Source organism: Streptomyces sp. YS415, assembly GCF_023544665.1.
GTDB lineage: Bacteria > Actinomycetota > Actinomycetes > Streptomycetales > Streptomycetaceae > Streptomyces.
The window spans coordinates 21,080-34,501 of the sequence record NZ_JAMJFL010000027.1; the positions used below are offsets into that span (position 1 = coordinate 21,080).

The 13,422-nt window shown below is 68.4% G+C and carries 12 protein-coding genes; 9 read left to right on the plus strand and 3 right to left on the minus strand.

Going from position 1 to position 13,422, the window contains the following annotated elements; translation table 11 throughout:
- Positions 1-199 precede the first annotated feature (199 nt).
- From M8H82_RS36495 to M8H82_RS27915, 4 genes are all read left to right on the plus strand, one after another.
- A complete protein-coding gene (locus M8H82_RS36495) occupies positions 200-2,776 on the plus strand; it encodes an alpha-amylase family glycosyl hydrolase (RefSeq protein ID WP_284049425.1) in 2,577 nt (858 codons plus the stop codon).
- Positions 2,777-2,991: 215 nt separating this feature from the next.
- Positions 2,992-4,716, plus strand: a complete 1,725-nt coding sequence (locus tag M8H82_RS27905; RefSeq protein ID WP_250077901.1) for a discoidin domain-containing protein — start codon at positions 2,992-2,994, stop codon at positions 4,714-4,716.
- Between the two features lie 826 nt (positions 4,717-5,542).
- The gene (locus M8H82_RS27910) at positions 5,543-6,325 is read left to right on the plus strand and encodes a methyltransferase domain-containing protein (protein WP_250077829.1); all 783 of its coding nucleotides are present in this window, start codon (positions 5,543-5,545) and stop codon (positions 6,323-6,325) included.
- A 762-nt stretch (positions 6,326-7,087) separates the two neighbouring features.
- Positions 7,088-7,402, plus strand: coding sequence for a hypothetical protein (locus M8H82_RS27915; protein ID WP_250077830.1), 315 nt, complete (start codon positions 7,088-7,090; stop codon positions 7,400-7,402).
- Positions 7,403-7,552: 150 nt separating this feature from the next.
- Here the strand turns inward: M8H82_RS27915 and M8H82_RS27920 are convergent, their stop codons facing one another.
- On the minus strand, positions 7,553-8,011 hold the full coding sequence (locus tag M8H82_RS27920; RefSeq protein ID WP_250077831.1) for an Lrp/AsnC family transcriptional regulator: 459 nt from the start codon (positions 8,009-8,011) through the stop codon (positions 7,553-7,555).
- Positions 8,012-8,088: 77 nt separating this feature from the next.
- Here M8H82_RS27920 and M8H82_RS27925 point away from each other — a divergent pair, with 77 nt between their 5' ends.
- The 3 genes from M8H82_RS27925 (at position 8,089) to M8H82_RS27935 (ending at position 10,891) form a co-directional block, all read left to right on the plus strand.
- Positions 8,089-9,261, plus strand: a complete 1,173-nt coding sequence (locus tag M8H82_RS27925; RefSeq protein ID WP_250077832.1) for a Glu/Leu/Phe/Val dehydrogenase dimerization domain-containing protein — start codon at positions 8,089-8,091, stop codon at positions 9,259-9,261.
- A gap of 4 nt (positions 9,262-9,265) precedes the next feature.
- Positions 9,266-9,619 (plus strand): VOC family protein, encoded by a 354-nt coding sequence (locus tag M8H82_RS27930; protein WP_250077833.1) that lies wholly within the window; start codon positions 9,266-9,268, stop codon positions 9,617-9,619.
- Positions 9,620-10,540: 921 nt separating this feature from the next.
- Entirely contained in the window at positions 10,541-10,891 is a 351-nt protein-coding gene (locus tag M8H82_RS27935; protein WP_250077834.1) for an STAS domain-containing protein, read from the plus strand.
- Positions 10,892-11,174: 283 nt separating this feature from the next.
- Here M8H82_RS27935 and M8H82_RS27940 read toward each other — a convergent pair whose 3' ends face one another.
- Positions 11,175-11,555, minus strand: coding sequence for a hypothetical protein (locus tag M8H82_RS27940; RefSeq protein ID WP_250077835.1), 381 nt, complete (start codon positions 11,553-11,555; stop codon positions 11,175-11,177).
- 333 nt (positions 11,556-11,888) lie between these two features.
- On the opposite strand from M8H82_RS27940, the gene M8H82_RS27945 reads away from it, so the two are divergent.
- Positions 11,889-12,041, plus strand: coding sequence for a hypothetical protein (locus M8H82_RS27945; protein WP_250077836.1), 153 nt, complete (start codon positions 11,889-11,891; stop codon positions 12,039-12,041).
- A gap of 487 nt (positions 12,042-12,528) precedes the next feature.
- Entirely contained in the window at positions 12,529-12,894 is a 366-nt protein-coding gene (locus M8H82_RS27950) for an STAS domain-containing protein (protein WP_250077837.1), read from the plus strand.
- A 6-nt stretch (positions 12,895-12,900) separates the two neighbouring features.
- Here M8H82_RS27950 and M8H82_RS27955 read toward each other — a convergent pair whose 3' ends face one another.
- Complete coding sequence (locus M8H82_RS27955) at positions 12,901-13,107, minus strand: ANTAR domain-containing protein (protein WP_250077838.1); 207 nt, start codon at positions 13,105-13,107, stop codon at positions 12,901-12,903.
- Positions 13,108-13,422: the final 315 nt, after the last annotated feature.

The window sequence follows — 13,422 nt, forward strand, 5'->3', positions numbered from 1 at the left end:
AGGTTACTAAGTGGAGTTAGACGGCGAATTAGCAGTCGACCGGGCGACCCGGCGGCATGCCGATCCGTGACGGCGGGCGAACACCCGCCTCAGAGCCGCGCCGCTGGTCAGGACGCCAGCGCCGCCTTCCCTCAATCATCCGCACCGGCGGCATCCCGCCGCCCGGAACGGGTGATCCCCACCCCGAGGAGGCATCCCCTTGCACGGCACCACCACGCGCCGCCCCCGGCGCCACAGAGCACGAGCCGCGTCGGCGGTCCTCGCCGCGACCGCCATGGGACTGGCGCTCGTACCCGCCCTGTCCACCGCCGCCCAGGCCGAGACACCCACCACCGCCGTCTCCGTCCCCGGCACGTTCAACAGCGAGATCGGCTGCGCCGGTGACTGGGCTCCCAGCTGCGCCCAGGCCCAGCTCAGTGCCCGCACCGACGGCTCCGGAGCCTGGTCGAAGACCATCACCGTGCCCGGCGGCTCCCACGCCTACAAGGCGGCCCTCAACAACACCTGGACCGACAACTACGGCGCCCACGCCACGTACCACGGCGCCGACATCCCCCTGCAGATCCCGGCCGGCGGCAAGAACGTCACCTTCGTCTACGACCCGGTCACCCACTGGATCGCCGACGACATCAACAACAAGATCGTCACCGCCGCCGGCTCCTTCCAGTCCGAACTCGGCTGCGCGGCCGACTGGGCACCCAACTGCCTGACCCCCTGGCTCAAGGACATCGACGGCGACGGCACCTACACCTGGTCCACCACCGCCATCCCGGCCGGCACCTGGAAGGTCAAGGCCGCCATCGGCCAGTCCTGGACCGAGAGCTACGGCCAGGGCGGCAGCCCCACGGGCGCCGACATCAGCTTCACCGTCCCCACCAACGGCGCCACCACCGACTTCTCGTACGACAGCACCACCCACGTCCTGAGTGTGCGCACGCAGGAGCCGCCCGGCCCCGCCCCCGACGGCACCCTCGGCGCCCTCTACACCCCCGCCCGGACGACCTTCCGGATCTGGTCACCCGACAATTCACAGGTGAGCGTCACCGTCGGCGGACAGACGCACGCCCTGCGGCCCGCGGACGTCAGCGGCTACACGGACGTCTACCAGGCCATCGTCCCGGGCGACCTCAAGAACCAGCCCTACCAGTTCCGCGTCGGCAACAACCCGGTCCGCGACCCATACGCCCGCATGGTCAAGCCCGGCACCACCGAGGGCATCGTGATGGACGCCGAAGCCGTCCAGCCCACCGGCGGATGGGCCCCCAGACCCGCCATCACCAAGCGGGAGGACGCCGTCGTCTACGAGCTGAGCGTCCGCAACTTCACGATCGACCCCAGCTCCGGAGTCGACAGCGCCAAGCGCGGCAAGTTCCTCGGCCTCACCCAGACAGGCACCACGCACAACGGCGTCAAGACCGGCATCGACCACCTCAAGGAACTGGGTGTCACCCATGTCCAGTTGCTACCGGCCTTCGACTTCAACAGCACCGTGCCCAACTGGGGCTACGACCCGCTCAACTACAACGTTCCCGAGGAGCAGTTCTCCCAGTTCACCGCGCCCGAGGACCGGATGCGCGAGTTCAAGAACATGGTCAACGAGTTCCACAAGAACGGCATCCGCGTCCTGATGGACGTCGTCTACAACCACACCGCCAACAAAGACGTCCTGCAGAACATCACCGGCAAGTACTACACGCAGACCGACCTGTCCGCGACCGGCAACTCCATCGACGACGGCAACCCGATGGTCAGCCGCCTGATCCGCGACTCCCTGGAGTACTGGGTCAAGAACTACAACATCGACGGCTTCCGCTTCGACCTCCTGGGCATCCACCACGCCAAGAACGTCGACGCCTGGGCCAAGCACCTCAACGCCACGTTCCCCGACCGCGACCTGCAGATCCACGGCGAGCCCTGGAGCGGCGGAGTCAGCGACCCCCAGGAAGCCGTCAAGGTCCGCTACGGCACGACCCCCACGCTGGCCGGCGGCCACGTCGGAGTCTTCAACGGCGCATACCGTGACGCCATCAAGGGCGGCACCCGCGACCGCATCCTCGGCTACATGGGCGGCTCCTCCCCCAACACCTCCGCCATCGCCCTCGGCATGCGCGGCTCCCCGCTGGCCACCAAGAGCACCAACGCCCTGTCCAACCCCTGGGACCCGGCCTTCGCCTATGACCCCGAGCAGACCATCAACTACGTCTCCGCCCACGACGACCTCAACCTCTGGGACAAGATCACCTACTCCGGCGTGACCGGCGGCCCGGCCGGCCGTGCCGGGCAGATGAACCGCTTCGCCGTCGGCATGGTCCTCACCTCCCAGGGCATCCCCTTCTTCTACGAAGGCGACGAGTTCCTCCACTCCAAGGTCGTGGGCGGCGACTACGAGACCGCGAAGAACTCCTACGAGGCAGGTGACCACGTCAACGCCCTCCAGTGGGGCGAGAAGGCCCTCAACGCCGCCACCTTCCGCTACTACAGGGACGCCATCGCGCTCCGCAAAAACAGCCCCGCCCTGCGCCTGGGCACCTGGGACGCGGTGAAGGCCCAGATGTCCACCACCACCGACGGATCCGTCGTCACCTCGGCGATCAGCTCCAACGCCGGCGCGCCCGGCAGCCACGACACCGTCGTGGTCTACAACCCGACGAACAACGCCTACACCGTGTCCCTGCCCGCCGGAACCTGGAGGAAGGTCCTCGGCACCAACGGCGCCGTCGATTCCACGGGCACGACAGCCGACGGCCTCGCTGTCACCGTCTTCAAGAAGTCCTGACCCACGCTGGACTGTGTGCCGCCCAGGTGGCGGCACACAGTCCAGCGGCAGTCCATAAGCGAGTTGATGATCCATCAGGTCGGGATTACACGTTTTCTTAAGGTGAACGTAAACCCTTGACACCTCTCTTTTCCCGCAGCAGGCTCCCCCTCCAGAGAGCGCTCCCTGGCTTTCTCGCCCCACCTCATCGCTTTCGAGGAGCCGCCGTGAGTCTGATGCGCCGCCGCCTGGGCCTGCTCATAGCCCTCGCGGTCATCCTGCTGTCCTTCGCCGGCATACCGGGCCCCCCGCCCGCCCACGCCGCCGACCCCCTGCTCTCCCAGGGCAGACCAGTGACGGTCTCGTCCACGGAGAACCCGTTCGTCGGCGCCAACGCCGTGGACGGCGACCCAGGCACGCGCTGGTCCAGCGCCTTCGCCGACCCTCAGTGGATCCAGGTCGACCTGGGCTCCGCCGCCAAGATCAGCGAAGTCGCCCTGAACTGGGAGGCCGCCTACGCCAAGGCGTTCCAGATCCAGGTCTCCGCAGACGGCCGCACCTGGTCCACCGTCCACGAGACCGCCACCGCCACCGGCGGGAACCAGCGCCTGACCGTCTCGGGAACCGGCCGCTACGTCCGCATGCACGGCACCCAGCGAGCCACCCAATACGGCTACTCCCTGTGGGAGTTCCAGGTCTTCGGCACCAAGGACACCGGCGGCAATCCGGATCCCGACCCCGCCGAGAAGCTCCTGTCCTACGGCAAGACCGGCGCGGCCTCCAGCTCGCAGCACGACGGCCACTGCTGGGAGTGCAACCCGGCCCGCGCCTTCGACCGCGACCCCGCCACCCGCTGGGCGACCAGCCCCACCAACGGCTGGACCGACCCCGGCTGGATCTCCGTCGACCTGGGCGCGACGGCGCAGATCAGCAAGGTGGTGCTCCAGTGGGACCCGGCGTACGCCAAGTCGTTCCAGATCCAGGTCTCACCCGACAACACGAACTGGACCCCGATCTACTCGACCACCGCCGGCACCGGCCTCAAGCAGACCCTGACCGTCTCCGGCACCGGCCGGTACGTCCGCATGTACGGCACCCAGCGGGCCACCTCCTACGGCTACTCGCTGTGGGAGTTCCAGGTGTACGGCAGCGGGGGCGCCCCGATCACCCCGCCCCCGCTGCCGCGTGACCCCGCCGACCCGCCCCGGATCGTCTGGCAGGACGAGTTCAACTCCCCGGCGGGCACCAAGCCCGACCCGGCCAAGTGGTCCGCGGATCCCGGCACCGGCCCCAACAACGAGCTGGAGTACTACACCAACCACGACAACGTGAGCATGGACGGCGCGGGTCACCTCGTCCTCGAGGCACGCAAGCAGGCCACCCCCGGCACCTCGTGCCCGACCGATCCGCTCACGGGAAGCGGCACCTGCCAGTACACATCCGCCCGGATCAACACCGGCAACAAATTCGAGTTCACCTACGGCCGGGTCGAGGCGCGGATCAAGGTACCCAAGGGCAACGGTCTGTGGCCCGCCTTCTGGATGATGGGCGCCGACTTCCTCGACGGCCGCCCGTGGCCGTACAACGGCGAAATCGACATCATGGAGGTCCTCGGCAAGGACGTGAAGACCTCGTACTCGACCGTCCACGCCCCGGCGTACAACGGCGGCGGCGGGATCGGCGCTCCCTACAAGCTGCCGGGGGACGCCGACTACTCGGACGACTTCCATGTGTGGGCGGCCCACTGGGACAGCAAGGGCATCGTCTACAGCCTTGACGGCCGGACCGTCCTCACGCTCGACAAAGCACAGATCGAACAGACCCGCGGCCCATGGGTCTTCGACCACCCCTTCTACCTGATCCTCAACCTCGCTGTCGGCGGCGACTGGCCCGGACCGCCCGACGCCTCCACCCCGTTCCCGGCGAAGATGCTGGTGGACTACGTGCGGGTCTACCAGTGACACGCGCTTCACGACTGTCACCGCGCTGACGCCGGAAGGCCGGTGACCGAGTGGCCGGGGTCAAGCGATCCCGGCCACTTGCCCGTGCGACTCTTCGGCAACGCTCAGCTCACCATGGGGCCGATCACACCCGCCGAACCGGCGGACTTAACTCCCCGTCGCCGACTCCTGCCCCTCCAGCTCCTCCTGGTACGCGACGTCCCCGATTGCGGAGTGGGCTGTGCTCAGCCTGCCGTCGAGCGCGCCCGCGAAATCCTTCGCTTCGTCGTCGAGAGACTCGCCCCGGGGGGTGCTCCTCAGTAGTCGCTTTACGTGGGTCCCGAGGCGTGCCTGGACTACCGGTCGAACTACGGCGATACGTCACCGGGTGCAACGAGGGCTACTACCAGAAGGAGTACTACGATCCGTCGGTCATGACAGCACTTCGACAGAGGACGACCGATTTGTGTCTGACGGTGCGCAGCGGCCAGCCCGTGATCCGTTCATGCTGCGGTTAGCACACTGAGGTAGACCTCATGCAATCGAACGTCGCGGGATGGCGGTCGGATGGCTGAGCCGGAGGTCGCGTGAGGCTGGCTTTGGAGTCAAGCCAGTCCCCCGTGGCATCGGTGACGGTGATCTGGCGCACGGGGTGCTCGACCGAGTTGTGACTCACTGCGTGCAGTTGAACTGCTCCTGCGGTGAACTTCGGCGTGCAAGCGGGTGATTGCCGCGTTGGAAGCCCTTACTCCCTGGTCCGCTTCCCAGTACCCACGTCCGTCGGTGGAAGCGGACAACGCTACGTGCGGTCTTCCCGATGTGCAGCGACAAGCGCAGACTGTGCGGTGTGGCGACTTACAACAGCATCGGTGCGACCTACGCCGGCACCCGGCGACCGGACCCCCGCATCGCCGCCAGGATTCATCAGGCCCTCGGTGATGCCACCACGGTGATCAACGTAGGAGCCGGTACCGGATCCTACGAACCCTCACACACGGTGCTGGCTGTCGAACCCAGCTCGGTGATGATCGCCCAGCGTCCCGCCGGATCCGCACCGGCCGTGGAAGCATCCGCAGAGGCACTCCCTGTGGCCGAGAACTCGGTCGATGCGGCGATGGCCCTGCTGACCGTGCACCACTGGAGCAGCCTGGAAGCCGGCATCGGCGAACTGCGCCGCATCGCCCGGCGGCGGATCGTCATCCTCACCTTCGACCCCGACATCAACCACAGCTTCTGGCTGCTGCGCGAGTACCTGCCCGAGGCGGCCGCTTTCGACCGCACACGGGCTGTCGCGGTCGACCGCCTGGCCACGCTGCTGGGAGGCGCCCGCATCGAAACCGTTCCTATCCCCCACGACTGCACCGACGGGTTCCTCGCCGCCTTCTGGCGCCGGCCCCAGGCTTACCTCGACCCGCACGTACGGGCCGGTATCTCGCTGTTCGCCCAGATCAGCGACGACGTCCTCCAGCCGGGCCTGGCCCGCCTGGAGGACGACCTGTCCCGCGGCCGGTGGCATGAGCGCCATGCCGACCTGCTCGACCGCGAAGCCCTTGATGTCGGCTACCGGCTCCTCGTGGCCGACCTGCCGGCACCGGGCGAGCCGTCTGCCTGCACACTCAAGCCCGCGTAAGCGGGCCCGGCCACGGCGGTACGCCTCAAGCGATCAGCTCGCGGCAAGGTCCTGCCCCCTGGCTACCCCCTACTCGCGCGCCGGTCAGATTCGCGGACTAGAGCCGGGCTTGCAGGCAGCGGCCACGATGAGGCCGAGCCCTCGCTCCTGGCAATCAGCCGTCCACGTCAGGCGGCTTCCCTCCGTCGCAGAGCACCAGGTCACCGGCGAGCAGTATCACGGTCGCCGTCCGCCCGCTCAGCCGCACCGGCACCGAGCAGCCAGGAGTGCGGACAGGGTGCGGACACTGACCTGACGGAAGCGGTCCACGCGCAAGCGGAAACGGCCCTCCTGATGCCCAACGGTTCGCTGGGTGACGGCTGCAACAGCGGCCGTTCAACGAACATCCACCTACCGGCCCCGGCCGGGAGCTCATCCGTTGCCGCTCGTCTTCCCAGCCCACTGCCCGACCATGACGTTGAGCTCGGCGAGGGAGGCTACCAGGGGCAGGGCGCTGCACGGCACACAAGCCCCGTCGTCTGGGGTGCACCCTCGCAGCAGCGCCCCAGGGCCTGGTCGGGCCCACCACAGAGGCGGCCTGGGCGTTTGTGGACTCATCGTGACCGTGGTCGGGGCCTCCGGGTCGGTGGTGTGGTCGGGGCGAAAGGTTGCCTCAAGGCCCGGCAACGACCCGCCCCGTGTGGGGACGTTGACCATGGCCGCTGTCCAGAAGGGAGAGCCGTGCCTCCTGTGGCCCCCGGCGCACACACGCTTCGTTAGGTCGTGGCCATGGAGACCGGCGACGACGCCACGTCGGCGCGGCTCGCGCTCGAGGTGGAGCAGCTGCCGGGCGTCGCGGAACCGGTCGTCGTCCCCGTCGGCGCAGCACCAGGCGGCGCTCGCGGCGAAGGACATCGAGAGCGCGTACAGGCCGCCCTCGCGTCGCTCCAGGAAGCGGCGAAGAAGGTGAACAGGGCAGTGGCGGGGCGGGCAGTCGAAGCGCAGCCGGACGCAGCCGTCCCGCTCATCCAGGAGATCGGATCAGCCCTTCAGCAGCTCGACAGGGCGGTGGTCATCAAGCTTCCGACGGCGGACTAACCAGCGTCACTACGGACGGCCTCGCTAAAGGATCAGCGGCCCACCACCTTCCCGGGCGGTGGGGGCCCCGGGTTCCTCTGCAACCCGGTTCCCACACTGATTGAGGCAACACCCCTGTGTCTCGAACAGCAACGAAGTAGGCCTGGCGAGTCAAGATGTGAGGGGCGCAAGCACCTGGTTGTGAGTGTGCTGGTAGATCACAGACGTACGGAACCCGACGACTTCCCGGCGCTCGGTGAACTTGTCCATGAGGAACCCGTGGAGGTAGTCCACGCTGGGCACTGAGACGTGCACGATCATGTCGTCGCCTCCGGTGACGACATAGACCGTGCTGACCTCGGGCAAGCCAGCGGCGTAGGTCTTGAACGCCTCGATGACCGCCCGGCTGAGGGGGCGGATCTGGAAGTGGACGAGCGCTTGAACGTGGCGGTTCAGGGCGGCCGGATCGACCGCGGCGTGATAGCCGGTGATGACCCCGCGGCCGCGCAGGGCACGGATGCGTTCGAGGCAGGTCGACGGGGCTATGCCGAGGGTGCGGGCGAGATCGCGGTTGGTCTGCCGCGCATCGCGCTGCAGATGCCGGACGATCGCCGAATCAAGTTCATCCATACGGTGATTATGGCCCCTGCGCCGAATTCCGTTCGGTGCAGGGTCGATCCCTTTGCCGGAACGGCTAGTTTCACCCCATGACAGCCGCACTTGAGGAAGCTCTGTCCCCCAACCTTCCGAATCCTTCACACGAGTTGGTGCAGGTCGCGCGCGGCCGCCGCAGTGGCCTCGCGATCATTCTCGCGATCCACTCGACGGCTCTCGGCCCGGCCGCCGGGGGGTGCCGGATCACTCACTACCCCGACCCCGCCGCCGCAGTCGCGGACGCGCTGCGGCTCGCGGCGGCGATGACCGAGAAGAACGCGCTGGCAGGTCTGGAGCACGGAGGCGCGAAGGCGGTCGTCGCCCTCCCGCGCGCGGCCCGGCCGGTCGGCGCAGAGCGTACGGCGCTGCTCCACGACCTCGGCGACGCCATCGAATCGCTTGGCGGCCGCTACATCGCAGGCCCGGACATCGGGAGCGGCCCGGCCGACATGTCCGTGATCGGCGAACGTACCGTGCATGTCTGCTGCCGGCCCGTCGAGGAAGGCGGCAGCGGCGACTCCTCCCTCCACACCGCGCGCGGCACACTCGCGGCACTGGGCGCGGTGGCCGAGGAGGCCTTCGGCTCATCCGAGCTCGCCGGCCGGACCTTCGGAGTGATCGGCCTCGGTGCGGTCGGCGCCCACGTTGCCCGACTCCTGAACCGGGTCGGCGCACGGCTCATCGTGACCGACATCGACCCGGCCACCCGCAGCCTGGCCGAGGAGCTCGGTGCGACCTGGGTGGATCCGGGCGACGCCCTCGCGGCGGAGGTCGACATCCTCGTGCCGGCCGCGTTCGGCGGGCTGCTGACCGCCCGCACGGTGCCCCGGCTGCGGTGCGCCGCCGTCGCCGGCCCCGCCAACAACCAACTCGACGAACCGGCCACCGCACGCCTTCTCGCCGCACGCGGCATCCTCTGGGCGCCGGACGTGGTCGTCAGCGCGGGAGGAGTCATCCACGCCACCGGTGTCGAACTGCGCCGGGAATCCGCGGAACAGCTGACCAAGCGTCTCTCCCGCATCACCGCCACGCTCCGGCAGGTGTTCCACACCGCCCGGACCCGCGGGACCACACCCGCCGACGCGGCCACGGAACTCGCCGGGCAGCGAGTTCGCCAGGGAGTCCCGCACCCGACTCACGGTGCGATGCCGCCCCTAACCTCACGGGCAGCCCGGCCGGGGAACACCGAGCCGCCGACATTCAATCCGCCAACTAAGGAGAGCTGACGACATGACAAACCGCTGGGCCGGCGTGACCATCGACTGCGTCGACGTGGAACGCGTCGCGGGATTCTGGAGCGCCCTGCTGGACCGCCCTCGACTCCCGTCCCGTCCCGGCTGGGTCTACCTCGGCCGTCCCGGCGACCCGCAGCCCCGCCTCACCTTTCAGCCCGTGACCGAGCCGAAGCACGGCAAGCTACGGCTGCACCTCGACGTCATGGTCGACGATATAGACCACGGCATCGCCCAGGTGATCACCCTCGGCGGCCGGTTCACCGGCGAACGGCACGACTACGACGAAGGCGTGGTCGTCGTGATGGCCGACCCCGAAGACCACGAATTCTGTCTCGTCCAGTACTACTGACCCGTGCCCAGGTCCGTCAGGCGTCAAGTCCGCACCCTCCTGACGCGTGCCGTGTGGGCCGCGCTCATAGCCGGCTGTGAGCCACGATGCCGAGCGGATCATCGCCTGCATGGACGCACGCGATCCCATCCCTCACGGCCCTGACCCCGTTCACTGAGCGCCACCGTCTCACCTCACCGGGATCGAACGGGCCCGGACCGCGCGGGACACAGCTGATGCGTCGTACCTGCGGTCCAGCCCTGCCCGGCAAGGGCTCAGGCCATAAGCGGGGCCAGCGCCCGGGGGCACCGGCCGCCGGCCCCGCAGGCTGTCCGTCCTGCCGCCCCTGACGGTAGGAAAGGTGGCCGGGTCCTACAGACCGACAGGAACGGACGAGGCCAGCAAGTCAACCTTGCGCTTCCCTGTCGACACATCCGGCGATGACCCAATACAGCAATCCCCCATCCCGGCGTTCAGCCCAGGCCCTGTGCCGTCTGGTCGCCTGGCCGGGGGCCCGCATGGGCGTGGCGCCGTCCTTGACGACGGCCGGATGCAGACGCGCCAGCCCCGCCGACGCGCAACCGGCTGAGCGCGCTCCGATCATGGAGGCGGCGCAGTACCGGATGTGGGTCCGCGCGCCCACCATGTACGGCCGGTCGACGGCGTCGACTACGACCAGGTCGCCACCGAGCGGCTAGAGCCGTCACTGAAGTCGGCAGTCCGCGAGGTACTCGGGAACCGCCGGCCTACGAGGTGGGTGCTGGCGAAGGTGCGCAAGGGGCCGGGCCCTGCCCGGGGCGTGCTGCACGCGCAGGACTCGTCGGTGGCGTAGAGGGACGGGGGCGACCGAATGGATACATGTCCCCCATCCCATCGGGCACACTACCTGGGAGCACCGACTCCGCCAGAAGCGAGGGAGCAGCGAGTGCGGGCGAGGACTTTGTGACAGGCGACCGCGCCCCGGCACAGCGCGGCCAGCCGGCGGTCGACGGCATCGAGGTCGTGACCTTGAGCGGGGAGATCGACTACAGCATCCGCGACCATCTGCGGTATGCGCTGCTACCGCCCGACGGTGCCCGCCCGCCGCGGACCGTTGTCGACCTCAGCGGCGTCACGTTCATCGACTCCACCGGCATCAATGCCCTCATCGCCGCACACCGCGCCGCCACCAGCGCCGGCGGCTGGCTACGCCTGGCCAACCCGCAACAGGCCGTGCTGCGTCAGCTGCGGCTGCTCGGTGTCGACGCGGTCATCCCCTGCTACCCCGCCCTACGACAAGCCCTCAGCACCTGAACCAGTCTTGTGGCCTTTCGCGCGCTGTTCCCAGCGTCGCAGCCACTAGGTGAATACATGCGCAGGCCAGCCGATCATCCTCCCATGGGCACCTGACGGCAGCAGCGTGGTCACCTCGCGAACAGCCATGATCACTACAGCTGCCTGACATGAGCTGGTGACACCCGTCCCGTCCTGGCTGACGCCCATCCAGTGCCACCGCCGCGCCCAGTCACGGGCGGCTCACAGCCCGCCAGGCGCGGTGGCGGGGCGTGGCGTTGCCGAAGAGGACGCAGGCAGGGTTTTAGTGATAGCTGAAACGGCCTTGAGGAGCACCGGCGGCCCCGTGATCATCAGTACGGGCATCACGTGACGCCCTCGCCTCGGCGGCCAGGACCAGGAGGTCGCCGTCGGAGAATTCCGTGACAGTGTGCCCCAGCTGGACCAGCAGGCTCGATATCGCAGCCTGCACGATCGCCTGCATGCCCTCGCCCAGGGTTCCTCGCTGGTCCTTCGCCAAAGAGGTGAACCCGTCCGAGGCTGTCCACCTCACCAGCACCCCGGCCGGCACGTCCGTCACCGCAAGACCCGGCCTGCCGTCCTCCGCCTCCCCTGTCAGGTGGAAGCCCGCCTGCATCAAGGCATGCCGTATCTGCACCAGCAGGTCGGACGGCACAGAGGACACACTGTGCACCTTCCCCGATTCAGCATGATCAAGCCACCAGGCTTGAAACAGGCACGGTGTGTGAATCGACGAGGGGCTGCGCGCCGCTCGAATGACGGCTACCTCTGAGATTTAACCCTTGTCTTTATCTGGATGCATCCGAACCGCAAGGTCGGGCGGGGCTGTGAGGCTCCAAAGCGTCTAACGTGAGACATTTCCCGGCACCCGGCACCCGGCTGACCGGCTGGCCGCCCTGGCCGGGGTCATACGCGTCCAGGGCTCCCCGCCGCTTCGGCCCCGCACGGGCGTGCGGCTCACCATCCTTGAGGACCTTTGCGCAGGCAGGATGAGGTCATGGCAGACCGCCTCCGCTGTGCTGACGCCTGGCTCCTTGTTGGAGATCAGCAGAACGCCGTGGAGGCCGACCTGGGGCTGTTCCTCCCGGACACGGGGTCATGGGGCGGCTTCCTGCGCCATGACCCAGGATGGATGGCCGACACCATGTAAGAGACGGGTGCGCGGTTGCGCATGCCGACCGGCCAGGAGCGCCGGATCCGTCCTCTCGCCATCCCGGACGAGGAGACGCCGGTGCCCTTCATCGGTGAGGGAACACCACCGTTGTGAGCGGCTCCTCCGGCGCTCGGGCTGGCCACGCACGGCGTGCGGTTCGCCGAGTGAGGCTCACACCGACCAGCGCGACCATCACCATGACCGAGCCGAACGCGGCGCCAAAGGGCTGACTCCAGTCGGATGACGGTGCACGACGGAGGCGGCGCCAGCCGTGAGCACTATGCCGACGACGACCATGAGCAGCGCGACGAGCAGAGCGAGCGTGGACACGGACTCACTCCGCCTGGACGGCGCCAGTACCCGTGGCGACGTCATGCATGCCACAGAGGTGTCGTTCGGCACATCCAGTGGGGTGCGCCCCGACGACGCCGTGCGGCAGAATCGTGTGCCCAGGGGGCCGGGCCTGAGCGCAGTCGAGGAGACAGTGACCGACAACCAGAAGGCCGACCGGCCTGGCCGGCTCTCCGCCGAAACCCGAGTTGTCGACGGCGTCCGTGTCGTGACCGTGCGGGGAGAGATCGACCACGACGTCAGGGACGTCCTCAGCCAGGCCCTGCTGGGCACGAGCGACGCGGTGCCGCCGCGGATCGTGGTGGACCTCAGCGGTGTGACCTTCATGGACTCCAGCGGCATCAACGTCTTCGTCGCCGCCTACCAGCAAGTGAGCGCAGCGCAAGGGTGGCTGCGCATCGCCGGCGCCCAGGACTCGGTCCTGGGCGTCCTACAGCTGGTCGGCGTCGACGACGTCATCCCGTGCCACCCCACCCTCGAGCAAGCCCTGGACACCTGAGCCGCCCTACCCGGGCTGGCCTGAAGCTTCTCCTCGATGTAGGCGCCGCCGCACCGCCGCATCCAGCTTCTCGCCCACCGGCTTTGGCAAGGGCTGCCCCAGCGCCCACGAGATCACGTCGTTCGCGATCGTGTGCAGTTTGATGTTGGTGTGCTGGGACACCTCGCGCAGCACCTCGAACCCGTCCGCCGGCGGAAGCCGGTGGATTGCCACGAGGACGCCTATGGCCTGGTCGACAATCGCATGGGAGTCGACGGCTGCCGCAGTTGAGCGTTCTCCTGCTCAAGACCGGCCACCGTGGCATCACGCGCTTCGTCGGCCTCGGGCCGCCGTTCACGGGAGGTCGTCATCACCAGTCTCCACACGGGCAGGGTTTGCTGTACGCCTTCCCCGCACCGAAACGGTGATGCGCGCCCTCCACGGGACGCGAAGATCACATGCATGGTGAGTGGCTCTTCGCCGTCGTGGGACGGCGAAGAGCCTGAGAGGCTGTGTGCCCAACCCCTCGTTCTGCCGAGTCGCCCACCC

What these genes read in the sequence shown, in the direction of transcription:
- M8H82_RS27945 (WP_250077836.1), top strand. Translation starts at nt 11,889, where the DNA reads ATGGCAGACCGCCTCCGCTGTGCTGACGCCTGGCTCCTTGTTGGAGAT.
- M8H82_RS27905 (WP_250077901.1), top strand. Translation starts at nt 2,992, where the DNA reads ATGCGCCGCCGCCTGGGCCTGCTCATAGCCCTCGCGGTCATCCTGCTG.
- M8H82_RS27930 (WP_250077833.1), top strand. Translation starts at nt 9,266, where the DNA reads ATGACAAACCGCTGGGCCGGCGTGACCATCGACTGCGTCGACGTGGAA.
- M8H82_RS27920 (WP_250077831.1), bottom strand. Translation starts at nt 8,011, where the DNA reads ATGGATGAACTTGATTCGGCGATCGTCCGGCATCTGCAGCGCGATGCG.
- M8H82_RS27925 (WP_250077832.1), top strand. Translation starts at nt 8,089, where the DNA reads ATGACAGCCGCACTTGAGGAAGCTCTGTCCCCCAACCTTCCGAATCCT.